The organism is Yinghuangia aomiensis (genome assembly GCF_039542225.1).
In the GTDB taxonomy this organism is placed as follows: domain Bacteria; phylum Actinomycetota; class Actinomycetes; order Streptomycetales; family Streptomycetaceae; genus Yinghuangia; species Yinghuangia aomiensis.
In genome coordinates, this window is record NZ_BAABHS010000013.1 from 82,263 (window position 1) to 107,472 (window position 25,210).

At 71.9% G+C, this 25,210-nt stretch carries 19 protein-coding genes, 2 tRNA genes and 1 pseudogene; 12 read left to right on the forward strand and 10 right to left on the reverse strand.

The window, feature by feature from the left end:
• The first annotated feature begins 770 nt into the window (after positions 1–770).
• A complete protein-coding gene (locus ABEA93_RS19255; protein ID WP_345676854.1) occupies positions 771–1,190 on the forward strand; it encodes a hypothetical protein in 420 nt (139 codons plus the stop codon).
• Between the two features lie 498 nt (positions 1,191–1,688).
• A complete protein-coding gene (locus ABEA93_RS19260) occupies positions 1,689–2,807 on the forward strand; it encodes a hypothetical protein (RefSeq protein WP_345676855.1) in 1,119 nt (372 codons plus the stop codon).
• A 159-nt stretch (positions 2,808–2,966) separates the two neighbouring features.
• Here ABEA93_RS19260 and ABEA93_RS19265 read toward each other — a convergent pair.
• The 4 genes from ABEA93_RS19265 to ABEA93_RS19280 all read right to left on the reverse strand — a co-directional run bounded on the left by ABEA93_RS19265 (position 2,967) and on the right by ABEA93_RS19280 (position 6,643).
• A tRNA-Lys gene (locus tag ABEA93_RS19265) sits at positions 2,967–3,034 on the reverse strand.
• A 431-nt stretch (positions 3,035–3,465) separates the two neighbouring features.
• On the reverse strand, positions 3,466–5,937 hold the full coding sequence (locus tag ABEA93_RS19270; RefSeq protein WP_345676856.1) for a helicase-associated domain-containing protein: 2,472 nt from the start codon (positions 5,935–5,937) through the stop codon (positions 3,466–3,468).
• A 176-nt stretch (positions 5,938–6,113) separates the two neighbouring features.
• Entirely contained in the window at positions 6,114–6,383 is a 270-nt protein-coding gene (locus ABEA93_RS19275) for a Txe/YoeB family addiction module toxin (RefSeq protein WP_345676995.1), read from the reverse strand.
• On the reverse strand, positions 6,383–6,643 hold the full coding sequence (locus ABEA93_RS19280) for a type II toxin-antitoxin system Phd/YefM family antitoxin (protein ID WP_345676857.1): 261 nt from the start codon (positions 6,641–6,643) through the stop codon (positions 6,383–6,385). Before ABEA93_RS19280 ends, ABEA93_RS19275 begins: the two co-directional genes overlap by 1 nt.
• 335 nt (positions 6,644–6,978) lie before the next feature.
• Between ABEA93_RS19280 and ABEA93_RS19285 the strand changes: the two genes are divergently transcribed.
• Both ABEA93_RS19285 and ABEA93_RS19290 read left to right on the forward strand, forming a co-directional pair.
• On the forward strand, positions 6,979–7,155 hold the full coding sequence (locus ABEA93_RS19285; RefSeq protein ID WP_345677003.1) for a hypothetical protein: 177 nt from the start codon (positions 6,979–6,981) through the stop codon (positions 7,153–7,155).
• Positions 7,152–7,256 (forward strand): annotated as a pseudogene (locus tag ABEA93_RS19290) (hypothetical protein); the annotation flags it as partial. The gene ABEA93_RS19285 and the pseudogene ABEA93_RS19290, both read left to right, overlap by 4 nt.
• 367 nt (positions 7,257–7,623) lie before the next feature.
• Here ABEA93_RS19290 and ABEA93_RS19295 read toward each other — a convergent pair.
• Positions 7,624–7,697, reverse strand: a tRNA-Lys gene (locus tag ABEA93_RS19295).
• A 533-nt stretch (positions 7,698–8,230) separates the two neighbouring features.
• Here ABEA93_RS19295 and ABEA93_RS19300 point away from each other — a divergent pair.
• From ABEA93_RS19300 to ABEA93_RS19315, 4 genes are all read left to right on the forward strand, one after another.
• Positions 8,231–10,339: an NsdA family TPR-like regulatory protein gene (locus tag ABEA93_RS19300; RefSeq protein WP_345676858.1), complete on the forward strand. Its 2,109-nt coding sequence runs from the start codon at positions 8,231–8,233 to the stop codon at positions 10,337–10,339.
• Positions 10,340–10,588: 249 nt separating this feature from the next.
• A complete protein-coding gene (locus tag ABEA93_RS19305; protein ID WP_345676859.1) occupies positions 10,589–11,854 on the forward strand; it encodes a hypothetical protein in 1,266 nt (421 codons plus the stop codon).
• A complete protein-coding gene (locus ABEA93_RS19310; RefSeq protein ID WP_345676860.1) occupies positions 11,851–13,383 on the forward strand; it encodes a hypothetical protein in 1,533 nt (510 codons plus the stop codon). Before ABEA93_RS19305 ends, ABEA93_RS19310 begins: the two co-directional genes overlap by 4 nt.
• Before the next feature lie 47 nt (positions 13,384–13,430).
• A complete protein-coding gene (locus tag ABEA93_RS19315) occupies positions 13,431–14,747 on the forward strand; it encodes a DEAD/DEAH box helicase family protein (protein WP_345676996.1) in 1,317 nt (438 codons plus the stop codon).
• An 18-nt stretch (positions 14,748–14,765) separates the two neighbouring features.
• Here the strand turns inward: ABEA93_RS19315 and ABEA93_RS19320 are convergent, their stop codons facing one another.
• Together ABEA93_RS19320 and ABEA93_RS19325 are read right to left on the reverse strand one after the other, a co-directional pair.
• Positions 14,766–15,101: a hypothetical protein gene (locus ABEA93_RS19320; RefSeq protein ID WP_345676861.1), complete on the reverse strand. Its 336-nt coding sequence runs from the start codon at positions 15,099–15,101 to the stop codon at positions 14,766–14,768.
• A gap of 297 nt (positions 15,102–15,398) precedes the next feature.
• On the reverse strand, positions 15,399–15,842 hold the full coding sequence (locus ABEA93_RS19325) for a hypothetical protein (protein ID WP_345676862.1): 444 nt from the start codon (positions 15,840–15,842) through the stop codon (positions 15,399–15,401).
• A gap of 286 nt (positions 15,843–16,128) precedes the next feature.
• Between ABEA93_RS19325 and ABEA93_RS19330 the strand changes: the two genes are divergently transcribed.
• Positions 16,129–17,232 (forward strand): NsdA family TPR-like regulatory protein, encoded by a 1,104-nt coding sequence (locus tag ABEA93_RS19330; RefSeq protein WP_486394479.1) that lies wholly within the window; start codon positions 16,129–16,131, stop codon positions 17,230–17,232.
• A 5-nt stretch (positions 17,233–17,237) separates the two neighbouring features.
• On the opposite strand, the gene ABEA93_RS19335 is transcribed toward ABEA93_RS19330, so the two are convergent.
• Positions 17,238–17,918 carry an HAD family hydrolase gene (locus tag ABEA93_RS19335; RefSeq protein WP_345676864.1) on the reverse strand — a complete coding sequence of 227 codons (681 nt, stop codon included), beginning with the start codon at positions 17,916–17,918 and terminating at the stop codon, positions 17,238–17,240.
• Between the two features lie 819 nt (positions 17,919–18,737).
• Here ABEA93_RS19335 and ABEA93_RS19340 point away from each other — a divergent pair.
• From ABEA93_RS19340 to ABEA93_RS19350, 3 genes are all read left to right on the forward strand, one after another.
• Positions 18,738–19,937: a phosphotransferase family protein gene (locus tag ABEA93_RS19340; RefSeq protein WP_345676865.1), complete on the forward strand. Its 1,200-nt coding sequence runs from the start codon at positions 18,738–18,740 to the stop codon at positions 19,935–19,937.
• Positions 19,934–21,088, forward strand: coding sequence for an Rv3169 family protein (locus ABEA93_RS19345; protein WP_345676866.1), 1,155 nt, complete (start codon positions 19,934–19,936; stop codon positions 21,086–21,088). Before ABEA93_RS19340 ends, ABEA93_RS19345 begins: the two co-directional genes overlap by 4 nt.
• Before the next feature lie 253 nt (positions 21,089–21,341).
• On the forward strand, positions 21,342–23,594 hold the full coding sequence (locus tag ABEA93_RS19350) for a RelA/SpoT family protein (RefSeq protein ID WP_345676867.1): 2,253 nt from the start codon (positions 21,342–21,344) through the stop codon (positions 23,592–23,594).
• Between the two features lie 37 nt (positions 23,595–23,631).
• Here the strand turns inward: ABEA93_RS19350 and ABEA93_RS19355 are convergent, their stop codons facing one another.
• Entirely contained in the window at positions 23,632–24,144 is a 513-nt protein-coding gene (locus ABEA93_RS19355; RefSeq protein ID WP_345676868.1) for a MarR family winged helix-turn-helix transcriptional regulator, read from the reverse strand.
• 133 nt (positions 24,145–24,277) lie between these two features.
• Positions 24,278–25,144, reverse strand: a complete 867-nt coding sequence (locus ABEA93_RS19360; RefSeq protein ID WP_345676869.1) for an enoyl-CoA hydratase-related protein — start codon at positions 25,142–25,144, stop codon at positions 24,278–24,280.
• Positions 25,145–25,210 lie beyond the last annotated feature (66 nt).

A 25,210-nucleotide genomic window follows, 5' to 3' on the forward strand; every position in this document is an offset into this window, starting at 1 on the left:
CAGACCAGACCTTCCGGCGCGCCGCCTCACCGGACCGACGGATGCGGTGGATGCGGTGGATCACGCTTTCTGTTCCTGTCGTGAGCTGCGGATGCCCGCCCACGCGACGCAAGACGGTTCGAGAATCGCCGCTGCGGAGCATGCCCCCTTGCATGGTCCGCCGCTCCGGGCCTCTCCTCTCCACGCCGCCACTGCCGACGCGACGTGACGCACCACGAACGGGCGCTCCGGGACACCTGCGTCGCCAAGTACACCCTCCGAGACTGGCGAGCCCGCCCCTTCGGCTACAAAACCCCTTCACAGTAAGAGACTTGAGTGCCGCCACCCGTGTGCCCGACACGACCGCCATCGCCGACGCCGGGCAGTCGAAAGGCTTTGGGCAGCGGTTCGCGCACATTCACGAGCCCGAGTGGCCGCGCCGCCGGATGCGATCTCCACTGCGTCTTCGGTCTGCCCCTGTTGTCGCGACAGCGCTCTCCGTGGTGGTGTGCTCCGCATGACCGTCAGCCAGGTCGCTGCCGCAACACTGAGCTGCCTGCGGGGGCGCGTTCACGCTGCCGTCCGGAATTGTATTCGGCCGAGGCTCGCCTCCCCTCACGTAGCGGGAGGCATCGTCGACCAAATACCGCTGAAGGCAGCCAAATGGCCACAAATACAACATCCTGCCGGATACTCTTCTTGATCCACCTCCGCGCAGATTGGATATTTCCGCCTCGCATGCGGGTCAATAATTCGCGGCCTGTCCCTCATGTACGACAGGGAGTCCCCTTATGCGCACCTCATTCAAGCGGGCTGCCGCCACGGCCGCCACGACTATGGCACTGGTCGCCGGCACTGCCATATGTGCTTCGTCTGCGTCTGCCGCAGATCACGATGTGTACTCGGCGGATGCCGCCCCGGGCGGGTACATCTGGCCGCAGGGCATGGCGTACTTCTTCAGCTACGGCGAACGATTTGAGCTCCACGACGATGTCGCCGACGGCGATGGCGTGGCGCTTCGCATCGACTTCTACAGCAGCACCGGCTACTACCGGTACGACAATCGCTATTTCGGTGGCGGCGCCGGCAAGACGCAGCCCTTCGACTACGAGTTCGCCGAAGACCGCAAGATCCGGTTCAGTGTGTGCGCCCAGAACGGCCCGAGCGGAGCCCGCTACAACTGCGGTGACTGGACGTACGCCACCGCCTGACCTGAACGCAACGGCGGATGTCGTCGCATGGGGGATGCCGTGTTTGCGGAGGAGGCGGCGGTACTTGTCGTGGTAGTAGGCGCGTCGGCCGACAGGTCGCCGGGTCGGCTGCGTGGCCGGCCCGGTCCGCCGTTGCGGACGCGGGGTGCTTCGTCGAGCGGCGGCAGCTGTCGGGTGACGTCGTCCCGGTTGCCGCCGGTCGACGAAACTGCGAGCGGGATGCCCTGACCGTCGGTGCGGACGTAGTACGCTCACGCGAGTCGCGCGCCAGGGACTTCCGCCCAAGGAAACGGGGACAGCCGGGTGCAGGTCGAGCGTATGACACCCGCCGAGGCCTCCGAAGTACTCGAGCAGGCCCGGCGTCTCGGATCAGGCGGGCTCGGAAACCACAACCGGGTTACGGTGGTCGAGACCCGGCGCCACGGGGTTGCCGTGGTCCGAGAGCCGACCCCACTGGCCAACGCGAAAGCGCTCCAGGCACCTCATCGCCTCCTGAGGATGGACCCCGTCGTCGGGACCTCCCGCATCAACCAGGTCCTGATTGCGGACAATGTCGAACGAACGCCGGGAATCCTGTGGGCGGGGACCCCGCACGCGCCGACAACCATCCAGACGGCAGTTATGCGCGACGGTGCCCTGGCTCCGACGCTTGCCATGCTCGACTGCGCCGCCGATCCTCGATTACGGGCGCTGGTGGTCGAGCAGTTCCCGCACATTGCGGCGCAGTTCGATGCTGTCCCGCTCAGCGCTTATCCCGGTGGCTCTCCCGGACCGGCGGCCGCCTCGTCCATTGCGGAATTCTGGGACAAGTATGCGAAGGCGGTTCGGGATCGGACCGGGCTCTACACGCCCGAGAAATACGGATCCTTTCAACAGGCGTGCCGGCAGTTCGGCTTGGGGGAACTGGAGTTGCTGGTCCCACCGCCGGGGGAGCGCGCGACCGGCTTTGCCGAGGGCCGACTGGCCCCCGCGCAGTTGTCCGGACACTCGCACAATCTTGTGCTGGGGGACGGAGACCGGCTCTGGTCGATAGATGAGGATCGCGTCATCCCCGCTCCCCTCGGATTCTCGGTTCTGACCCATATCCAGAACGCCCATTTCGTCTATCGCCCGGACGAGGTACGGCTGTTGCTGGACGGTCACCTGGCCACCGTGCCAAGGGCCGAGCGTCATGCTGTGGCGGCGAACGAACGAGAAGGTATGCGCCGCGTCCTCGGTCGCGAAGCCGCTGCCTACCTTTGGCACCTGAACCAACTCAAGACGCTGAGGCGGAGCGGCCAAGCCCGGCCGGAGGCCCCGGCGTGGAGCGGGGACCTGGCCCGACGGCTGCACGAGTCGGTGAACAACGTCCGTGTGCATGTCCTCGGCAAGCGGGAACTCGCTGTCGGCGACGTGGTGGAACGCGCACGGGCCCATCTCGCGGGACCGTCACGGCAGGCGAAGATGATTGCGCTGGCCAACCCGCGGCTCGCCGGCGAAGCCTTGCGCACACCGCACGCCGGGTGGTCGGCGGCACTGAAGTCCGGCCGCTCCCTGCCTGCACTGCGCCCGCCGACGGCCGACCGCTCGATCCGCCAAGAGAAGGGCCCCGCACTGGGCGAGGACTGGTGGCGTTGATTCCCCGTCTCGTCGGGAGTTCAACGGCCTCGGCGTCCGCTGGTGATCGTGTTGCCGGTTCCTATGATGGTCGGCCCAGGGAACGTGACCGCAAGATCAAATACGACCAGGGCGTCCTCGGAAGACCGAGAACGCCCTGTCTGGTAACGCTTTGCGAAGTGCGCCGCCAGGGACTCGAACCCCGGACCCGCTGATTAAGAGTCAGCTCCAGGTGTGTAGTTGGCCGCGTGTTTGGGGTGTGTCCGGGGGGTCTTGTTCCGATATGGTCCGCTGCCGGCGTGGGGGAGCGCCGTACGCTCGCGTGGCGGTCCCGGACGGTGGCTCCCACCACGCTCCCACCACCGCCGTGGATGGGCCTCCGTCGGTCGGCGACGGTCTCGATTTGGATCCCCTGCGGGTACCGTCAACGAGCCGGCCGATGTGGGCGGCGACCTGCCGGCGCGGTTCCACGTGTTCTCCGAGGAACGTTGCCGCGGCCGCGCCCGGGCGTGGCTGGCCGAGCAGGGGTATCTGCCGGTGGCGCGCACTTCGTAAGGGCCGGACGGTGCCGCGCTGGAATCGGCCCGGGCCCAAGCGCAGCGGATCGTCCACGGCGCGGCCGCCTGCGCGCGCCGGCGCGCCATCGCGGGCACGACGTGTCAGCGGTTCTCCTTTCGTCTCAGCGTCCTCCGGTGAGTTGCTCCGCGAGTTCGCGGGCGCTGGACGGAACGCCCCTGGTCGGCGCGCCGTACCGTGGGTGCGCCTGGTCCACCGTCGGGAGGCGGTGCGGGGCGCGTTGCGCGGGTACGCGCTCCAGGACGGTCGTGCCGGTCTCGGCCTCCAGGGTGGGTGCGTAGCCGACCGCCCGTAGCGCGGCGAGCGTTTCCTCCGGCGGCGCGGTCGAGATCAGCACGGTCGGGGCGATGCGCCGCAGGCCCAGCTTCGCCAGTCCCCGGGTGCCGGTGACCTCGGCGATCAGCGTGGGGTCGTCGCAGCGGATGCAGCAGGCCGAGCGAACCACCCGCAGCTGCCCGTGGGTTCGGGCGGTGTCGTTGATCGTGTACGTCAGCGGTTGGGGCAGCGGGAGCCCGTTCGCGGACGCGGCGGCGAGGCGTTCGCCGACTTCGTCCGCGCTGTGGCCCGCATCGTAGGCCCGACGCAGCGAGGCCGGGCTGATCCGCCAGACGACGGCGTGCCCTTCGGACTCGATGTCGCCGACAGCAGACAGCAGTTCGGCAAGCTCTGGGGCGGGGGCGCCGGTCACGGTGGCGGTCAGGTCGGACTGGAACCGAGCGGTCGTGCTCGGCGCGGGCAGCGACATGCGCAACGCGTCACGAAGCCCGGCGACCGAGCGCGCTAGCGCGGGCCTGCGGGCAACGTCGACACCGAGCCCGTCGAGGCCAGACGCTTCCGGGTCGGCGGCGGCGCCCGGGACGGCGGGGAAGTGGTCGGCGGCTCCGGCCTCCAGCAAGGCGGAGACCGCTCGGCCGGCCGCGGTCAGGGCACCGTATGACACCAGCCCCAAGAGCTCCGCCTCCGCCACCGTCGCCGCAAGCCGCCCGACGAACTCCGACTCCTCCCCGGATTCGTCAGACGTGCCACCCAGGAGCGACGTGCCCAGCAGCGGCTGGAACCACGCGGCATGCTCCAGAAGTTCGGCCCGCGCCTCGGGCCCCGGCACGAGACCGCGCCCCTCGGGGAGGGTCGCAAGGGCGCGCAGCATGCCGCGCCGGAGCGGAACCGCGAAGCCGTCCTGCGGGCTGATCAGCGCCACCGGCGTCTCGCCCGCGTCGTCCGGCCAATACGTGAACACCTCCGGGACCACCGCCCACGTGGCCACCAGTGCAAGCAACTTGCCCGCAGGGGGCGCGGCTGCCCAGGCGTCATAGCGTTCGGTGGGCAGGAGCCGCACCGACGTGGGCTTCGCGGGCTCCCGGGTGCCGCGCCGCGTTCGCGACGGCGACTCCGGGGCGTCCGCATGCAGTGCGGCCAATCCGGCGTTCACCGCCAGGTCCAGCCACAACCTGGTGTGTTCCTCGCCAGCTCCGGCAGCCTTGGCCAACCGACGAGTGTCACGCACCGCGATGCCGCCCGCCTTGCGCACCGCGACCGGGTGGGCGGCCAGCTCCCGCAGGACCAACTCCGCCCGCCACGCAGCGGCAGCCGCCGCCGCGGCGCCGTGTTCGTCGGCGTCGTGCGGCAACGTCGCCGTGCGCCCCGGCGGTTCAGGGTCCAGGGCGACCGGCAGGACTGGGTCGTCGCCGCGCAAGGCGCGCGCCACTTCGTACGGCAGCTCGACCAGATCGTGGTCGACGGGCACGACCATGCCCCGCGCGGCCAGCCAGTCGGTTCCCATGTCGCCGGAACCGCCCTCGCGGAACGTGTACTTCGCTCCCGGGCCGTAGTACCGGCCGCCGATCACCTCGAAGCAGTGCGTGCGCAACAGCGGTGGACCCGGCACCAAGTGCTCCAACAAGTCCAAGGCGTCCTGCGGCGCGTCGGCCACCATGCCGCGCACATGCTGCTGGTCGGAGAGCACAGCCACGATCCCGCGCTGTGCATCCGCGCGGGTCCGCACCTCGCCCAACCCGAGCCCCGCAGCGACACGCTTTACCTCCGGCGCGTTGAACGCCGAAGTCAGCAGCTCATCGACGGGCGCGCCGTAGCCCGCCAGTTCCGCCGCGTGCGCGTGCAACAGCCCCGGCACCGCCAGCCGCCCACTCGGCGCGGGCAGCAGCAGCGCCCGCTCGCGCAACCCGTTCAGGGCTTCGGCAACCCGCCCCCGCGGCAGCCCGGCACCAGCCAGGCGGTCCAGCAACTCCGGCTCGGACAACAATCGCTCGGACGGCTCGACCGACCGGGGCGCCACCGTCGACCACGCGGGTACAGCCTGACGCACGCCCGGCACCGGACCGTGCTCCTCCAACGCCCGCAGCGCCACCGCCGCCAGCAGCCCCACGTCGCCCGCCGTCACCCGAGACAAACCCAGCATCACGGACTGGTCCGTCAGCAGAAAGCCGGCCAACTCGGCGTAGGTTGCGAGCCGCGTGTATCCGGCAGCCTGCGGCAGCGCCCGCTCCTCCAGCAGAGCCGTCAACCGCTCCGAGGACAGCCGCGCCAGCCATTGCTTCAACGAAGTACGCGATTCCACCCAACGAGCGTAGGCCACCCGTTGCTGTACCCAACTCTGCCGAGACCGACGGGCCACTGGCCCGTGCGCGACCGACCTACAACAGCAGACCCGGCACTGACCGGGCCGTATCCACCCAATGCTCTGACGTGGGGACTTCAACCCGCTGAGAAGGCCGCTGACGGGAGGTGCATCGGTCAGCGGTCGGTGTAATGGCCATAGACGCGTGCGATCTCCAGCACGTCACCGTTCACTCGGTACACGAGGCGGTGCTCTTCCGTGATCCGCCGCGAGCACCAGCCTTTGAGTGCGCCTTTCAGCATCTCGGGTTTTCCGATGCCGTTGGCGTCGTCGGGGTTGCGCTGGATGTCCGCGATCAGGCTGTTGATGCGCCTGAGGGTCCGCCGGTCGGTCAAGGCCCACTGCGCGTACTGCTCCCACGCGCGGGTGGCGAACATGACCTTCATCATTCCGCCGGATCGGGGTCGATCAGGTCATGAACGGCGCCTCGTCCGCCTTCCAGTTCGCCGACGGACTCCATCAGCTCGGCAGCGGTACGCGGATTACTGAGCAGGTACATGGTCTCGATCCACGCCTCGTAGTCGGACTCGGCCATGAGGACGGCGTTCCCCTGCTTGGATGCGATCCGCACCGGCGCGTGATCGTCATTCACCTTCTTCAGCAGCGGGAACAAGTCTCGCCGCGCTTCGCTTCCGGTGATCGTCATCGTCGGCGCCTCCCTGAGTTCCAGCCACCCCTGCGTGCATGTACGTAAAAGTGTACGCTATAGGTGCGGAATTCGGTACAATATGTCGCCGCTAATCCCGTGGGCCCGTCACGCCGTGGTTCTTCAGTGGGGTCCGGCCGCCGGCCTTCAACCACCCGGGACAGTCGAGGTCCGCGTCGACGGTGTGGACGAGCTGCACGCGGACTTTGTGACTGTGCACGGCGTGATGGACAACGCGACGGCTGACACGTGCGCGAGGTCACGCGTCACAACATCGTCCGCCATACGACGTTCTCCGAGCGGCTCCAGGGCCTGCGAGCGGCTCCAGGGTCCGGATGGTGCGCTACATGGGCCAGCATTGCACCAGCGCCGAACTCATCGCCAATCTCGTGGAGATGGCGAAGGAAGTCATGGACGACGCCCGCCGGGAGGCAAGTTCGAACCACCGCTCGACTGGCGCGAGCCGGCCTTCCACGAAGCCGTCGCCGACCACGGCACCGCGCGATCCCTGATGGGCGACGAGGTCTTGGCCGAGATCGCCCGGGAGCCGGGCGCCGAGGTCCTCAGCAAGCTCAAGCCTGACTGGATCGCTCGTGAACCCGTACGCGCCCGCCTCCGCGGCGCGATCAAGCGCCTCCTCGCACGCCACAACTACCCGCCCGACCAGGCGCCACGGCGACGAGCGCTGCTGAACCTGGGCTCGCAGCGTTGTTCCTGGTCACGCGGGATACACGGTGCGTACGTTGTCCGGCGGCGCGGTCTCCAGGTGGATGATCGCGGCTGCGGCGAGGTCGCGGGAGCCGTAGAGCGGCTGCCGCGCCAACCCGGATACGCCCTGACCGTGCCGACGTCCACGACCCGGGACATTCGATGAAGCCCGACGGTCATGATCGGACACGCGCTCCCACCACAAGATCCAAAACGACAAGGGCGCTCTCGGGTGAACCGAGAACGCCCAGGTCAGATACCGCTCTGCGAAGTGCGCCGCCAGGGACTCGAACCCCGGACCCGCTGATTAAGAGTCAGCTGCTCTAACCAACTGAGCTAGCGGCGCTTGCTGCGATGGGTAGACAGTAGCAGGACTTCGCGGCGATCAAGAAATCGACGGTTTGGCGTCCGGGGAGGGTGGGAAGCGGGGCTTGCCGTGGTTCCTGACCTGCGACATCGGGCGCTTCGTGACGTGCAAGCCGTCGGTCTCCGTGCCCGCCCGACCCCGGCACCGAGCCCTGTCCCGCCTCCGATCGGGCTGCCACCCCACCGAGCCCCGATCCGGTAGCCGGCGCCGCCCGCCTCATCCCCATCAATCAGTCACCCCCACCTCACCCCGATCAAGGTGGTTGGCCCCACTTCCGGGGTAAACGGGAGAAAGGTGGTCCGGTGGGGGCGGAGAGAGGGGTGGGGCCAGGGGCGGTCGGGGGGAGGACGTTTCCGAGGACGCGGGGAGGACGCCGGATTCAAGACATCTGTCAAGTGGTCCCCGCGTGCAGCTCACGACGGGTACCGTCAGGATCACGGCCCGCCATTCTCACATCACGGTAGTTTGACGGTCCGACACCGTGGGGCCGCGCATCTCTGGGGAGGACGCCGATGGCCATACGGCAGAGTGGCGGCTCCTCGTCGTCGGGGAACGTGCGGCTGAAAGCGTTGCGGCATGCCAATGGCTGGGTGTCGCAGCAGCAACTGGCCGACGCGTTCGAGAAGAAGGCGTTGGAGTGCGGCCTGCGACTGGCCGTTTCGGTACGGCAGGTAAGGCGCTGGGAAAGCGCCGATCCGCCCTGGCCCACGCCCGATTACCAGAAGGTTCTCCAGGAGCTGTTCGGCTGCCCGCTGACCGACCTGGGATTCATCCCGCCGTGGCAGGCCGATCTGGACGCCGCGACGGACGACTTGCACGGCTTCGGCGGCCCCGGCGGCGGCGTGCATGGCGGCGCGAACGGCGGCAACGGCCAAACCCTGCCCGGTGGTTACGACGCCTACGGTCCTGCCGGGTACGACCAGGCGCCTCCCGCCCTCGGCCACGACCAGCATCCTTATCCCCACCCCCACCCCTACGCCGACCCCAGATCCCCCGACCCCCGCTACGCCCAGCCCCCGGGCCCGGCCCCTGCCTCCGCCTCCGGCTCCGCCCCCTTGGGCGGGGCCGTCGACACGCCGCGGCTCGGGCCGCCTCGGCCCGGCGGTTTCCGGGTCGGCAGGCACCGGGACGGCACCGAGCGGCGGATCCCCGAGGGCCGCATGCCCGACGGGCGGACGCCCGACGCACGCGCCCCCGACGGCCTCGTCTTACCCCGCGCCGTCCCTCCCCCCGGGCCCGCGGATACCGCCGCGTCCCTGGCCGCCGGGCTGATGCCCGAGCCGGTGCGGCAAGTGCAGCCCCGGTTCGACGAGTCCACGCCCGGGATGCCCACGCCGCGGTTGTCCGGCGGAAGATTCGTGCCCGGTTCCCGGCGCGCCGCCCGGCAGCCCGTGGAGAGGCCGCAGCGCCTCGGCGGCCCCCTCGCCCCCCTCGCCGGGACGACCGGCGCGGCAGGTGTGCCAGGCGCGACCCCCGCCACCCCTGCCATCCCCGCCACCCCCTCCGGCCTGATCCTCCCCGGCCGCCCCGCCGCCAGTGCCCCGGGCGCCCACTCCGTCGAACGCCTGTCCGGTATTCCGGACCTCCTCAGTGTCGTCAGCCGCATCGAAGTAGCCGATCCGCGCGACATCGAGGCCGTCGTGCCGGGCCCCGCGCACAGCGGCCGGCTCGGGTCGCCGATGGCCGACCAGTACGCGCGCCTCACCGCCTCCTACCGCCAGATGTACTGGGTAGCCCCCGCGCAGATGACCCTCCAGCCCGTGGAAAGCCACGTGCACCTGGGCACCACGCTGCTCGACGCGCCCGGTCCGTCCCGGCCGCGCCGCGTGCTGGCGGCGTCGGTCGCCGAGACGGCGATGCTGGCGGGCCGGATAGCGTTCTTCGACCTCGGTGACAAGAAGCGCGCCCTGCAGTACTACAGCCTCGCCGAGCAGGCGGCCACGGAAGCCGGCGAGCCGCTGCTGCGGCACGCGGTGCTCGGCCATGTGGCCTTCGTGCCCGCGTGGGCGGGCCGGGCCGGCGACGCCCGCGCCATGATCGCGCGCGCCAACAACCCGGCCGCGCTGCACGCCGCCGGGGCGCCCGCGCTGATGCGTGCCTGGCTGTGCGCGGTCAACGCGGAGATCGAGTCGCTGATCGGCGACAAGGACCTCGCGCTGCACTACATCGACCGCGCGGAAGACATCCTGTGCCACCCAGACGATCTCGAAGTCCCGGCCTGGCTCGACTTCTTCGACTCGGCACGGCTGTGGGGCTTCCGCGGCGCCGCCGAGCTGGAGGCGGGCCGGTTCGACGCGGCCCGGGACGCGCTGACCGACGCGCTCGGCGACCTGCCGCCGAGCGCCGCCAAGCAGCAGGCGGTGACCTGCGCCGACCTCGCCCGGGTGGCCGCGATGAGCGGCGACATCGACGAAGCCAGCGGCATGCTGTCCCGGGCGCTCGACGCGCTCACCCGCCAGTGGTACCGCACCGCCATGACGCGGGTGTGGGACGTGCGCACCCAGTTGGAACCGTTCAAGAACGCGCACTGCATCCGGCGCCTGGACCAGGAGCTGGAGGCCTGGCGGGGTGAGAACGGCAGCGCGGCCCTCGGCGGCGACGAGCCGGGCGCCCTCGAATGACCGCCGGACCCGCACGCCACGGCATCCACGGCACCCATGCCATCCACGACGTCCACGACGTCCACGACGTCCGACTCCGGGAATCCCGGCGCGAAAAATGACGGACGAACGGGATACGGCGCGGCACACGGGACGCGCCGTACCCCGGATGGCCCGTCCTGTCGTACGCATGGGCCACACTGTGGCGATCGCATTTAAGCCGATACGCCGGCGCAACCACGACGACGGTACGGAGCCGCACACCACGCCATGGGCACCACCGACTCTCGACTGGGACAGCTGCGCGGGTCGCTGCCCGCGCGCAACCACAATGCGCGGACGGTCGCGGCGCTCGCCGCGAACCCGGGCTGTGCGCGGCGCGGCGTCATGGACGCGGCCGGAATAGACAAGACCGCGCTGGCGACCCGGCTCGGCCATCCCGTGCAGTACGGCCAGTCGCCGTTCGCGATCGTCCGCGGACACGCGTTCGAAGCCCAGGTCAAAGCAGATGGCGGCGCCCAGCTCCGGGCCCTGCTGCACGAGGCGCTCGGCGTCCCGGAATCCGCGGTCGCCGAGGGGGCGTACGAGGAACTCGGCGGCGAAATCCCCGAACCGGAAACGGAACCCGGAGCCGAAACGGAACCCGGAGCCGAAGCCGAGCCCGGAGCCGACCCGGAGACCGAGCCGACCGCCGCCGCCCGCGAACCCAAACGCCTCGGCCGCGAACAACGCGTCACCCTCACCCGCCGCGCCCTCCATCGCGTCCTCGACGAGGCGCGCTCGGACACCTGTGCGATCCTCGACCACCCCCTCCTCCCGCTCGACGTCGCCGGCACCCGCGCCTACCTGGAGCCGGACGCCATGGCCTGCCTCGTCGCGGGCCGCCTGCACGTCGTGGAGATCAAGTCGTTCTCGGTGCTCGACGGCGGCGCGGACCCCGGCAAGCTGGCCTCCGCCGCCCGCCAGGCCGCGGTCTACGTCCTGGCGCTGCAGGACCTCGCCGCCGACCTGGGCTTCGGCCGGGACGTGGTGTCCACCGACGTCGTCCTGGTCTGCGCCCGGGACTTCTCGAACCAGCCGACCGCCGCGCTCCTCGACATCCGCAAGGAACTCGCGGTCACCCGGCGGCGCCTCACCCGCCTCGCCCGCATCGACGACCTGCTCGCCGACCTGCCGGCCGGACTGACGTTCGACCCGGTCGACGCCGAGGACCAGGGCGACGCCGGACCCGCGGCCGTGCGGCAGGCCGTCGGCTCGGTGCCCGCCGCGTACGTCCCCGACTGCCTCTCCGCCTGCGAACTCGCCTACTTCTGCCGGTCCGAAGCCCGCGCCTGCGAAGGCGGCCACGGCTCCGGCGGCCTGGTCGGCACCCTCGGCACGGGCATCCGCGGCGTCCTCGGCGGCATCGACGACATCGGCCGCGCCCTCGACCTGGCCGACGGCGCGTGCGCCCCGGCGCACGGCGAAGAGGAAATCGCCCGCGTGCTCCGGCGCGCGGCCGCACTCCGGCGCGAAGTCCTCGAGGCCGCCCGGTGAGCGCCGTCGCCGCCCTCGGCCGGCTGCGCGCCGCGGCCACCGGATACGCCCAGCCCGCCGCGACCGTCCGCCACCGGCATCTGTCCGACCGGCCCGTGGTGTTCGTGCCGTACGCGATGTCCGGCGAAGCGTTCGCCCCGCTCGCCGCGCTGGTCGGCGACGATCCGGCCGCGCCGCACCTGCTGATCGTGCCCCAACCGCGGGACCGCGACCGCCGGTTCGGGCACGTGGCCGACCTCGCCGCGGTGCTGCTGCCGTACCTCACCGAGTGGCTCGCCAAGACCGAGACGATCGAACGCAAGAACGACGACCCGTACGAACGCGCCGTCGACGCCCCGCAGATCGTCGTCCCGTCCCCGGCCGGCATCGAGTACGTGCGCCTCCTCGGCCGCTCCACCCGGTTCCGCCGCACCGACGGCGAATACGCCGTCGACCCCGACGTCCCGCTCCTCGGCCGCTGGTGCACCTACCTCGCCGAACGCGCCCGCACACCCGGCTCGTCGCTGCTCCTCGCCATGACCGACCTGCTCGCCCGCACCTGGGCGACCGGCCAGAGCGACCTGGAGAACGGCGAACTCGCCGCGCTCCTGGGCTGGATCGACCCGGACCCGGGCCGCACCGGCGCGGAGACCGCCCGCGAGGCGGAAGGCGCCGCGCCTGCCGGGCCCGCGACCGACCCGAAGTTCGACGAGCGGCTCGCCCCGATGATCGCCGCCTACGACCACGCGCAGCGCGCCGACGACCCGCGGGCCGGGGCCCGCGCCGAGGAACGCATCCGCGACGCGCTCGGCGGCGAACTCATGCCGACCTGGCACCGCATGTGGCGCGGCCTCGAACTGCTGCGCGAACTCCCGGTCGGCGCCTCGGTGGCCGGCCGCTGGGAGATCGACCGCATGTCCTACAGCCTGTTCTCCGCCGATCTCGCCAAGCCCGACTCGCGCCCCCAGCCGCGCACCCCGGGCGCGGTCGCCGCCGCGCAGCAGCTGGTCCGCCGGGAAACCGCGCAGGCCCGCCTGGAAGCCGAACAACTGCGCGACGACCCGCTGCTGATGGCCGAAGCCCGGCTCGCCGGCCAGGCGTTCCGCGGCGACATCGTCGCCGTCGAAGCGGACCGCATGGTCACCGAACCCGGCAAGAAGCAGGCCCGACCGCGGCCGCTGCTGGTCCTCCGTACGAGTGACGAGCCGCTCATGACGCTCGACACCGAACTGGAGTGTGTGGAGCGCCCGAAGGCCAAGGCCAAACTCGTCGCCGTCGCGGAGAGCGCGCAGGGCGGCACGCTCGACGTCCGCCTCGAACTCACCGGCGGCATGGGCCGCGGCAAGACGCCGGAAGAAGGCAGTGTCCCCGAAACGGGTGAACTTCTGACCTGGACGACCGCCGCACCCGGCTTCCGCGGCGGCCCGAAATGGCCGGAACCCGAAGAGACCCCGTGGACGCACGGCGGCCCGCCCGACCCGGACGGCGGCCGTCCCGAGGGTGCCGCCGAGGACGACGACGACCCGGGCGCGGAGGAACCGTGGAGCTGACCACACCCGCCCCGACTCCCGGCCCGGCCGACGGGATCAGGCCCGGCATGACCCCCGCCAAGGCCGCCGCCGCCGTCACCGACGCCGTCCTCGCCGACCTCGGCTCGGGCCGGCACCGCGGCGTCGTCGTCGACTCGCCGCCCGGCGCCGGGAAATCCACGCTGGTCGTCAAGGCCGCCGCGGAGATCGCCGGACGCGGCGACGCGCTGATGATCGTCGCGCAGACCAACAACCAGGTCGACGACCTGCTGCTGCGCCTCGCCGCCGACCATCCCGAACTGCAGCTCGGCCGGCTGTCCGCCGCGGACTACCGGCCGGGGGAGGAACTCGCCGCGCTGCCCGTGCGGATCGCGGGCAAGGCGGCCGACCTCGACGGCTGCGAGGTCGTCGTCTCGACCGCCGCGAAGTGGGCGCTGGTCGACGACCGGCGGTGGGCGTGGGCGATCGTCGACGAGGCGTACCAGATGCGTTCGGACGCGCTGCTGCTCGTCGCGCGCCTGTTCGACCGGGCGCTGTTCGTGGGCGACCCGGGCCAGCTCGACCCGTTCGCGACGGTCGACGCCGCCCAGTGGCACGGCCTCACCTACGACCCGTCGCAGAGCGCGGTCGCGGTACTCCGGCGGCACAACCCGGACTTGCCGGTGCACCGCCTGCCCGTGTCGTGGCGGCTGCCCGCGACCGCGGCGCCGCTGGTGTCCGAGGCGTTCTACCCGTTCACGCCGTTCCGGTCCGGGACGGAAAAGCACGAGCGGTCCCTGGAGTTCGCCGCGGCCCGGCACGGGGACCCGTACGACGACGTGGTGGACGTCGCGGCCGGCTCGGGCTGGGGCCTGCTCGAACTCCCGTCCGGCTACACGCTGCCGTCCGACGACGAAACCGTCCGCACGGTCGCCGAACTCGCCGCCCGGGTCCTGGTCCGCCGCGGCACCGCACGCTCCGAACGTGGCACGAACCCGCTGGACGCGGGCCGCATCGCGGTCGGCGTCAGCCACCGCGAACAGCGGTCCCGGGTGGAGGCGGCACTGCGCCGCATCGCCGCGGACGTGCCCGGTGCGGGGGACATCGTCGTGGACACCGCGAACCGGCTCCAGGGCCGGGAGTTCGACGTCACGGTGTTCCTGCACCCGCTGTCCGGGCGGCGCGACGCCACCGCGTTCCACCTGGAGACCGGACGGCTGTGCGTGCTCGCGTCCCGGCACCGGCACGCGTGCCTGGTGGTCGCGCGTGCCGGAATCCCCGAACTGCTGGACGCCCACCCGTCCGCCGAACCCGTGCACCTCGGGCTGCCGGTGTCGTTCCCGGACGGCTGGGAGGCGAACCACGCGGTGCTCGCGACGCTCGAAGGCAACCGGGTGCGGGTGTGAACCGGACGGGCCCGCGGGCTATTCGCCGCGCTTGGCGATCAGCCGGTCGCCGTACTCGATCATCTTGACCGTGTACGCCTCGCTCCAGCCGGTGCGTTCCGCGATCTCCGCGGCTTCGAGCCGGTCGAACCGGCGCCGGTCGGCGAGCCGGGCGACCGCTATCGCCTGGTAGTCCACGGCCTTGTCGGCGGCCGCGCGGAACGCCTCGGCGAGCTGCGTCGCACGGTCCAGCATGTCCTGCGGGTCGGTGAGGTCGTCGAGGTCGAAGAACCGCTCGTTCTCGCGTTCCAGTACGGCCGGTTCGAACAGCAGGCGGGCCGGCCGGACGCGCGGCTTGGACGGTTCTGGCGGCATGACGGATTCCTCCCGACGCGGTCTCACCCCCGTGGTGACGATGTGGGCATGCCCAATGGCATGGTCACGTACGCGTGCCGGACAAAGCAACAACGGACCGGTGCTGCGGATGCCGGACATGCGAAATCCGGCACCCGCAATCGGGGCACCGGATTTCGCACGGTGGTGCACATAAGAGCAGTACCGGCCGAGGCGAGTCGGACAAGGGGGAGCCGCTCAGTCAGGAACCCCGGCCGGTACGTATATGGGGGGCTTCGGCCCATCAGGCCGGCCCGGAATGGTGATGCGGAAAGCGGTTCAGGACGCCCGCGGCCGCGAATCCGCCAGCGTGCGGGCGGCTTCGGCTATGGCGGCGCGCACGTGGTGCAGCGCGGTCAACCGGCCTTCCGGACTCGGCGGGACCAGCCACACCAGCGGCCCGTCCTCGCTGTCCGACGGCGGCACGGTGATCCACGCGCCGCGCCCGTGATGCCGCGGGCCGACCGCCCGCTGCCGACTCACCGGGGCGGCCGATGCCGGAGGCACCAGGAACCCGATGCGCCGGTAGCGGCGGTCGGAGATCACGGGGCCCACCGCGACCCGGTGGGCGTAGAGGGCGCCGAGCGCCTCGAAACCGAGCCGGTCCTCGACCTCGATCACGTCGAACGTCTCGCCGGCCGCGACCAGCCGCGGTGCGTGCGGGTTGCGGATCATGTCCTGCGGCACCACGGCCGTCCGGGTGCGATTCACGTCGGCGTTCAACGGAGGCGTCCTCTCTGGATCCGGTCCGGGCGTCGGCGGTGCGTTTCCGTTCTGCCGTGCGGTGGTGCTGTCGTCCTGGCGACGTCCGGTGGCGGACCTGGCGGGCGCCTCGGTGTCCCTCGGCCGTCCTGCTCCGGTCCGGTCTTCCGTCCCGACAACGATGCAATCAGGTAGGCACCCAGGGTGACGAGGTCGCGGGCGGGGACTCCTGGAGGACGCGTGGAGGACTCTTGGGTCCTTCCGCCCCCGAATCCGTAGCGGCAGCGGCAAGTAGGCGTCCACCATCGTGAACCGGCATCCATCCCTCCGCATCCCTCACGGACGGCAGCGCCGTCCGGGCGGCCGGACCATGCCCACCATCACGACGCGCGTGGAGGACGCGGTGCAACGACGTAGCTTCCTGGCCGGTGCCGCCGGCGTGGCCGCGGGGATGTCCGCGGCCGCACCCGGCCGTGCCGACGCCCGCGCGGAGGAGGACGCCGATCCCGTGGCGTACGCCGGCACGACTGCCCGGCTGCGCGCCCGGTATTGGACGAACGAACCCGCCCATCTGCTTCCCGACGCCGTGCGCCATGTGCGCACCGGCACCGCTTTGCTGGCCCGCCGGGCGGACGCCCGGGTGGCCGCTTCCGTCGCCGAATCGGCGCTGCTCGTCTCCCGCATAGCCTTCTTCGACCTGCAGCTCGGCGAGCAGCGGGTCGGAGCCTGGCAAGACCTCGCGCTCGCCGCCGCGGACACCGCGAAGGACGGCGCGCTCGGCGCCGCGGTGCTCGGGCACATGGCGTTCGCCCCGGCCTGGTCAGGACGGGCGGGGGAGGCCCGCGGCCGCTTGGCGGCGGCCCGGGCCCGTGCGTCCCGCGGCGAAGGCGGGCCCGTGATGCGGGCCTGGCTGGACGCGGTGGCGTCCGAAGCCGAAGTGCGGCTGGGCAATCCGCGCGCCGCGTTCCCGTATCTGGACCGGGCCGCGGGTGCGCTGCACCCCGCGGACGCCGGGGTCGGATCGTGGTCCGCGGCCGGGCCGCCCGTATGGCTCGACTGGTTCTCCGGACCGCGGCTGGACGGCTTCCGCGGTGCCGCGGAACTGGCCGCGGGCCGTCCCGACCACGCGAAGGCGACGCTGCGCCGCACCCTGGCCGGACTCGACCCCGACTCGGACAAGCAACGTGCGGTCACCCTGGCCGACTTGGCGGCCGCGGCGGTGGCGGCGCGGGATCCGGAGGACGCGTGCGCATTGCTGCACCAAGTGCTCGACCTGGTGGAGAGACAGGGCTACGCGACCGCGGTGGACCGGGTCCGCACGGTGCGTGCGGCACTGGCCCCGTGGTCCGGAGAGCGTTTCGTGGCCGAACTGGACGACCGGCTGGCGGCGAGCCAGGCGGTGCCGTCCTGACCGGGTCAGGCCTGCTCGCTCCGCAGCGCGCGGCGCGGGTCCAGGCGGGCGACCTCGCCCGGCAGCTCGTCCAGCGAGGCGAGCAACACGTCCGCCACTTCCCGTAGTTCGGTGTCGGCGGCGACCATGGTGCCCCACGGGCCGCGCTTGATGTGCGCGGTGCGCAGGCCCGCGTGGTGGGCGGGGCGGACGTCGTTGTCGAGCCGGTCGCCGACGTAGAGGATCTCGTCGGCGGGGCAGGGGCACGCGTCGACAAGCCGGGCGAAGAAGTCCGGCTCGGGCTTGGACACGCCCCAGTCGTCGGAGGTCGCGACGAGGTCGACGCCCAGCTCCAGGCCACGCAAAATCGATCCGGCGTTGACCGTCTGGTTGCCGGCCACGCCGATCCACAGGCCCATGCCGGCGAGCGTCTTCAGGCAGGGGCGGACGTCCTCGTACAGGTCGTCCTCCCCGAACCACTCGGGGGCGCCGGCGGCGGTGCGCGCCGCGCGTTCGGCGTCCAGGTCGAAGCCGGGCCGAAAGCGCTGGAAGGTCTCGCGGTAGTCCAGGCCCTGTGCGAGCACCATGCCGAACGCGGCGGAGAACGTGTGGCGGGGGACGCCGAGCCAGTCGGCCCAGGTGCCGTACTCCCGGCTCTCGTCGACCAGGGTCTCGCCCACGTCGAACACGACCGCGTTGATGTTCATGCCACTGCTCCTGCTCCCAAGATTCGGTCCACGGAAGAAGATGTGCTGCGCGGCACGCGGGCCGCCCGGCCGGCCGGGACCACCCGAACCGTATCGCGGTACAGCCTTGCCCAGCGGGCAAACCACGACCCGCGAGGGTGGTGCCGGGGCGGACCGCCGGCGCCGCGCGCCCGCGCGGCGCCCGGGCCCCCGGAGCCGCACGCCGGGGCGCGACCGGCCGCCCGGGCGCACGCCCGGCGCGGGACGGTGCGCCCGGGCCTCGGATGAAGGAACATTCCCGCACCCGGGCACGCGGAAGCCGCGGAGCCCGCCCGAGCGAACCCCGCGCACGCGACCGCGAGCGCGCCACGGGACGACTGCCACGCCACCCCAAGCCCGCCTGCTCCCTCGACGATCCGCGAAACCGTGCCTCGCAGGCAACCCTTTCGACGGGACCGCCACACCACGCCACCCCGCGCCATGCCTCACCACCGACAGGACGCCGGAACCGCCCGGCACCGTTGCACCCCGAACCGGCGGAGCGAGGGCTCCGGCCGACGAGGGCGGACGCGACGGCGCGGCGGACCGTGCCGACCTTGCGCGCCTTTCGCGCCCGCCTTGCGCCCCTCGACCCGCTTCCGCCCCCTCGCGGCCCGAGCCCGTCCGCCCCCCGCCCCCGCGTCAACCCGCACGCACGCCCCGCAACCATTGCTGACACGTGTCGCGCGTGATAGAACCGGTTTCACTTTTTGGGGCTCGTTCCCGGGCCCCCGCGGACCCGGCAGCGGGGCGAGCCCTTGGGAACTTGTCGCAATCGCGGCACGGATACCGGAGGTTGTCGTGGCCGACTCCGATGCACCCGCCCGCCCGCAAGTCAGCACGCGCGATCTGGCCGAGGTGCACGACCGGCTGGTCGACTGGCTTGCCACCCGCCTCCCGGACGGCGCCGACCCGCAGGTCTCGGAGCTGAGCATCCCCTCCACCAACGGCATGTCCAGCGAAACCCTGCTGTTCGACGCCGCGTGGACCGAAGAGGGCGAGACCCGCACCGAGCGCTGCGTCGTGCGCATGCGCCCGGCGCTCGACGCCAAGCCGGTCTTCCCGACCTACGACCTCGACAAGCAGTACCGCGTCATGAGCCTCGTCGCGGAGCGCTGCGGCATCCCCGTCCCCAAGCTGCTGTGGAACGAGCCCGGCGAAGAAGCCCTCGGCGCCCCGTTCTTCGTGATGCGCCGGGCGGACGGCTCCGCCCCGCCGGACGTCATGCCGTACACGATCGACAGCTGGCTCCAGAAGGCCGACCCCGCCGACCGCGCCCGCCTCCAAGAGGCCTCCGTCGCGATCATCGCCGCCATCCACCAGATCGAGCACACCGCCGAGGACATCGCCTTCCTCCAGCTCGACCAGCCCGGCGACACCGCCCTGCGCCGCCACCTCAACGACCTCAAGGCGTACTACGACTGGGGCATGGAAGGGCACCCCGTCCCGCTGCTCGACCGCGCCTTCACCTGGCTCGAGGACAACTTCCCGGCCGACGCCGGCCCGGACGTGATCAGCTGGGGCGACGCCCGCATCGGCAACATCCTCTACGTCGACTTCGCCCCGACCGCCGTCCTCGACTGGGAGATGGCCGCCGTCGGTCCGCGCGAACTCGACCTCGCCTGGCTCGTGTTCATACACGACTTCTTCCAGGACATCGCCTCCCGCTACGGCGGCCTCCCGGGCATCCCGGACCTGCTGCGCCGCGAGGACGTGTACGCGCGCTACGCCGAACTCACCGGCCACACCCCGCGCAACACGAACTACTTCGAGGTCTACTCCGCCGTCCGGCACGGCGTCGTCATGGCCCGCATCGCCCACCGCCAGGAGCACTTCGGCGAGCGCGAGATGCCGGAGAACCTCGACGAGACCGTGCTGCACCGCGCCCTCATCGAGGCGATGCTCGACGGCACCTTCTGGGACAGCCTCCCGGTCGGCTCGGCCTCCGCGGCTCCTGAGGCGTCCGAGGCCCCCGAAGGTTCCGAGGACGCCGGCGCATGAACCCGATAGGCGACCTCGTCCCCGCCGACGAGGGCTTCTGCCACCAGGTCACCGAGACCTTCGCGTCGGTCGCGACCACCGACCCGTCGTGGACCGAGAAGGTCTGCGCGATGGCCGCGGCCCGCGACGGCAGCCTCCAGCTCGGCTTCGGCCTCGGCAAGTACACGAACCGCAACGTCATGGACGGCTACGCGGGCGTCTCGCGCGGTGTCGAGCAGCTCACCGTGCGGGCCTCCCGCCGCCTGGCCCCGGAACCGAACCGCACCGGGATCGGGCCGGTCCGGTACGAGGTCCTCGAACCCTTCAAGACCGTGCGCTTCGTCCTGGAGCCCAACGACGCGCAGCCGATCGCGTTCGACTGGACCTTCGAGGCCGCCGTGCAGCCGGTCTGCGAAGACCGCACGCACAACCGGCGCGGCTACCGGACGACCGCCGACCTGGTCCGCTACCACCAGACCGGCGTCGCGCACGGCTGGGTCGAGGTCGACGGCGTCCGCACCGAGATCACCCCGGACACCTGGGTCTCCACCCGGGACCACTCGTGGGGCACCCGCTACGACGTGGGGACGCCGGCGTCCGACCTGGAGCCGTCCGGCATGCCGCCGGGTGCGTCCTTCCGGATGATCTGGAGCCCGGTGCTCATGGAGCGTCCGGACGGCAGCCGCTACGCGCTGTTCCTGCACTACCAGATCATCACCGCCCCCGGCTTCAGCCAGAAGCACGTCATGGGCGGCGTCGAGCACCCCGACGGCCGCATGGACCGGTGGGCCGATTTGGTGCCCGACCTGTCGTTCGACCCGGTCAACCGCCGCCTGCGCGGCGGCAAGCTGCACGCCACCATGGCGGACGGCTCGGCCCGGCCGCTGCAGATCGAGGTGCTGTCCGACACCGGCTTCCACCTGGGGGCCGGGCTGTACTTCGGGCTCGACGGACACCACCACGGCGAGTGGCGCGGCGAGCTGCACGTCGAAGGCGAACGCATCGCGGACTGCTCGACGGCGGAGCAGGCGCGCCGCCTGCACCAGATCCGCGACACCGTGATCCGCGTCACCGACCCGGTCGGCGGCGGGGTCGGCTGGGGCAACTGTCAGCCGATCGTCACGGGCGCCGACGAGGCGCTCGGCTTGACCGCGGAATCGTCCTTCATGTAGCCCCCGCGGCACCCGGGAACCGCCGTTCACGTGCGCGTTACCCGGTGGCAGCAACTCCCGCGAGGCGGCCCCGCGCCCCGGACCGGCACCGGTTCGGGCGCGCCGGGCCGCCTTCGCGCGTATGCCCGCGACCAGTTCACCCGCACGAGTGGAGGTGTGCCGTCGGTGACATCCGCCGGACACGCCCCCGTCAGATGTCGGTAGCATGAACCACCGGGGCGAAGCGCCGGTGTTCTGCTGCCGGAGGTGCCTCATGACGATCGGGGGGATCGACCCGCCCGTAGGTGCGGGCGCGCGAGATGTGGCGGGACGCCCGGCCGATGCGCGCTCGGACCCCCGAGCGGATGCCGCGGGCGCGGAGCGCGCGAGCCGCGCCGCCCGCCGCCCGGTGCAACGCCTGAGCCTCGCCGCCGCGACCTTCCTGATCGGCGGCAACCGGCGCCGGAGCCCGGAAGCGCTGGAAACCCTGATCCCGCTCGTCCAGGTGCACCGCACGCACCACCCCAAGGCCGATATCGCCCTGCTGCAGCGGGCGTTCGTGGTGGCGGAGATGTCCCACCGCGGTCAGATGCGCAAGAGCGGCGAGGCGTACATCACCCACCCGCTCGCCGTCGCCACCATCCTTGCCGAGCTGGGCGCCGACACCACCACGCTGGTCGCCGCCCTCCTGCACGACACCGTCGAAGACACCGACCTCACGCTCGACACCGTCCGCGAGTCCTTCGGCGAAGACGTCGCCCACCTCGTCGACGGCGTCACCAAGCTGGAGAAGGTCGACTTCAACAACCGGCAGGAAGCCGAAGCCGAGACCATGCGCAAGATCCTCGTGGCCACCGGCCGCGACCTGCGCGTGACGGTCATCAAACTGGCCGACCGGCTGCACAACATGCGGACCATCCGGCACATGCGCCGGGCCAGCCAGATCCGCATCGCCGAGGTCACCCGGGACGTCTTCATCCCGCTGGCCGAACGCCTCGGCATCCACGTCCTCAAGACCGAGCTGGAAGACATCGTCTTCGCGACGCTCAAACCCGACGAGCACGCCGCGATCGTCGGCGTGCTCGACACCAAGGCCGCCGCCCGCGACGAGGCCGCCGCCGAGCTGGCCGGCGCGGTGCGCCGCGCGCTGCGCGAGGCGGGCATCGACGCGCAGGTCAATCCGCGGCCCCGGCACCACGTCTCGGCGCGGCGCGTGCAGGTCCGGCGCGGCGACGCGCAACTCGGCCCGTTCGACCTGTCCCGGCTGATGGTGGTCGTCGCCGCGGACACCGACTGCTATGGCGCGCTCGGTGTGCTGCACACCTGCTGGACGCCGCTCGCGGGCGAGTTCAAGGACTTCATCGCGACGCCGAAGTTCAACCTGTACCAATCGCTGCACACCGCGATCACGCTGCCCGGCGGCGAGGTCGTCGAGGTGCTCATCCGCACCCGGCGCATGCACCGGCTCGCCGAATTCGGTGTGGTCGCCACCGTCGACGACGACGGCGAGCGCGGCCAACTCGAATGGCTGCACCGGCTGTTGGCGTGGCAGGGCGGCATCCCGGACGCCACCGCGTTCTGGTCGCAGCTCACCGCCGACCTGTCGCAGGACCGCGAGCTCCTGGTCTTCACCCCCGGCGGGCGGCCGCTGACGCTCCCGGCCGGGTCGACGTGCGTCGACGCGGCCTACGCGATCGGCGAGCAGACCGGGCACCGCTGTATCGGCGCCCAGGTCAACGGCCGCCTCGTGGCACTCTCCTCGGTGCTCGCGGACGGCGAGACGGTCTCCATCATCACGGCCCCGCCTTCCGGCGCGGGCCCTTCTCGTGAATGGCTGTCCTTCGTCCGCAGCCCGCTCGCCCGGGTCGCCATCGAGGCGTGGTTCGTGGCCCACCCCGAGGGCAGCGAAGGCATCGAGAACGCCCGGCTCGCCACGGCGGACGTGCACGCCGCGTCCGCGGAGGCGTCGCTCGGCAACCTCGCCGCGGCCGGCGAGGCCGCGGGCGCCGTGGCGGCGGCCCAGGGCGACCCGGACGCGGCCGAGAGCATGGTGTCCGTACCCGGCTCGCCGGGCGCCCCGGTGCGCCTGGCGCGCTGCTGCACCCCGGTGCCGCCGGACGAGCTGGCCGGATTCGTGATCCGCGGCGGCACGGTCGCGGTGCATCAGCGCGAGTGCGCCAACGTGCAGCAGATGATCCGGGCCGGGCGCGACATCGTGACCGCGGCATGGCTGCCGCACCAGGCCGAGCGCGGCTACCGGGTGACCGTGCAACTGGAGGCCCTCGACAGGCCGCGGCTGCTCGCCGACGTCACCGCGGCCATCGACGCGGCCGGGGCGGACATCACGTCCGCGTCGATCGCGCCGCCGCAGCAGATGCGGGTGCGGCAGACCTACACCATCCGGCTCGCCGACCTGGCCAGCCTGCCCCGGCTGCTGCGTGCGCTGCGCCGGGTGCAGGGCGTGTACGACGTGTACCGGGCCCGGCCGCGGATCCACCCGCGCGTCGCGGAGACCCCCGAGGGCTAGCCCGTGTGTCCGGCCCGACCGACCGGAAACCAGCAGGTCAGGCGGGCTGCGCGGGGCGCAGCCCCGGCGCGTCCGGGTCGCCCTCGGCCGGCTCCGACTGTTCGCCGCGCAGCTGGTCGTTGAAGGCGGCGAGCCGGTCGGCGAGTTCCTCCAGGCCTTGGGCGGGCCAGCTGGAGAAACGGTCCTCCAGTGCGGCGAGGGTGCGCCGCCGGGCGTCCGCGAGCCGCTCCCGGCCCGCATCGGTGAGGTTGATCAGGTGCGAGCGCCGGTTCGACGGATCGGTCGTCCGGGCGATCGACCCGGACTCCTCCAGCGCGGCCAGCTGCCGGCTCACCGTGGTCTTGTCCAGGCTGAGCCGGCAGGAAAGCTCCTTGCCGGTGGAGGTGCCGCGCTCCTCCAAATACACCAGCAAGTGGTACTCGGCCTGCGTGACGCCCGCGGCCTGGAGCGGCGGCGTCATCAGGCCGCGCAACAGCCGCGACGCGGCCCCCAGCTCGCGGACGACGCGCCGCCCCGCAAACTCATCAACGGCCTGTAGTTGCTCGCCCACGCCGACACCCTCTGACCGGGAAACCCTGACGTAGACAGGGTGCCGCACAACAGTTGCTGAACACAACTGCTCTGCTTGTGACAAACGCCGACCGTTTGCCGTCGGCCATGCGAACGCCCGGCGAACGCGCCCGCTATTCGGTCGGCCAGCTCCGCAGATACTCCGGCAAATCGCTACTGACCCGCAGCCCGAAATTCGGCGAACGCTTCTCCAGGAACGCCACCACGCCCTCGCGCGCATCCGCCGACCCGCCCGCCCAATGCAGAGCGCGCGATTCCAGCCGGTGCGCCGTCCACGGGTCCGGCTCCGCCTGCATGCCCCACAGCAGCGCCCGGGTGACCGCGACCGCCACGGCCGGAGTGCGCTCGGCGATACTCCGCGCGACCGCGTATGCCCGGTCGAGCAGCTCGTCGGCCGGTACGACCTCGCGCACCAGCCGCGCCTCGTGCGCCTCCGCCGCGCCGAACACGCGCCCGGTGAAGCACCATTCGAGCGCCCGGTCGATCCCGACGACCTTCGGCAGGAACCAGGTCGAACAGCCGTCCGGGGTGATGCCGCGGCGGGCGAACACGAAGCCGAACCGGGCGTCCTCGGAGGCGATCCGGATGTCCATCGGCAGCGTCATCGTGGCGCCCACCCCGACCGCGGGCCCGTTGACCGCCGCGATCAGCGGCTTCGTCGAGCGGAAGAGCCGCATCACCAGCTTCCCGCCGTCGTCCCGGAAGTCCTCCGCGGCAGGCTCCGGCTCACCGGTCACCACGGAATGCCCGGCGGGGTCGAACGTCGCCGCGCCCTGCTCCAGGTCCGCCCCCGCGCAGAAAGCGCGGCCGCTCCCGGTGAACACCACCACGCGCACGTCGTCGTCGGCGTCCGCCCGGTCCAGCGCGTCGGAGATCTCCTCGCGCATCCGGAACGTGTAGGCGTTCATCCGGTCGGGCCGGTCCAGCCGGACCGTCATGATCCCGTCCTTGGCCTCGACGGCGATCTGCTCGTACTCCATTACGCGGCTCCTTCGGCTGCGGCCCTGGCGAACGCTCGTTCAACCTTGCCCTGTCCGCCCGTCCGG

What these genes read in the sequence shown, in the direction of transcription:
- ABEA93_RS19255 (WP_345676854.1), top strand. Translation starts at nt 771, where the DNA reads ATGCGCACCTCATTCAAGCGGGCTGCCGCCACGGCCGCCACGACTATG.
- ABEA93_RS19260 (WP_345676855.1), top strand. Translation starts at nt 1,689, where the DNA reads ATGGACCCCGTCGTCGGGACCTCCCGCATCAACCAGGTCCTGATTGCG.
- ABEA93_RS19275 (WP_345676995.1), bottom strand. Translation starts at nt 6,383, where the DNA reads ATGAAGGTCATGTTCGCCACCCGCGCGTGGGAGCAGTACGCGCAGTGG.
- ABEA93_RS19280 (WP_345676857.1), bottom strand. Translation starts at nt 6,643, where the DNA reads ATGACGATCACCGGAAGCGAAGCGCGGCGAGACTTGTTCCCGCTGCTG.
- ABEA93_RS19285 (WP_345677003.1), top strand. Translation starts at nt 6,979, where the DNA reads ATGGTGCGCTACATGGGCCAGCATTGCACCAGCGCCGAACTCATCGCC.
- ABEA93_RS19300 (WP_345676858.1), top strand. Translation starts at nt 8,231, where the DNA reads ATGGCCATACGGCAGAGTGGCGGCTCCTCGTCGTCGGGGAACGTGCGG.
- ABEA93_RS19305 (WP_345676859.1), top strand. Translation starts at nt 10,589, where the DNA reads ATGGGCACCACCGACTCTCGACTGGGACAGCTGCGCGGGTCGCTGCCC.
- ABEA93_RS19315 (WP_345676996.1), top strand. Translation starts at nt 13,431, where the DNA reads ATGACCCCCGCCAAGGCCGCCGCCGCCGTCACCGACGCCGTCCTCGCC.
- ABEA93_RS19320 (WP_345676861.1), bottom strand. Translation starts at nt 15,101, where the DNA reads ATGCCGCCAGAACCGTCCAAGCCGCGCGTCCGGCCGGCCCGCCTGCTG.
- ABEA93_RS19335 (WP_345676864.1), bottom strand. Translation starts at nt 17,918, where the DNA reads ATGAACATCAACGCGGTCGTGTTCGACGTGGGCGAGACCCTGGTCGAC.
- ABEA93_RS19345 (WP_345676866.1), top strand. Translation starts at nt 19,934, where the DNA reads ATGAACCCGATAGGCGACCTCGTCCCCGCCGACGAGGGCTTCTGCCAC.
- ABEA93_RS19350 (WP_345676867.1), top strand. Translation starts at nt 21,342, where the DNA reads ATGACGATCGGGGGGATCGACCCGCCCGTAGGTGCGGGCGCGCGAGAT.
- ABEA93_RS19360 (WP_345676869.1), bottom strand. Translation starts at nt 25,144, where the DNA reads ATGGAGTACGAGCAGATCGCCGTCGAGGCCAAGGACGGGATCATGACG.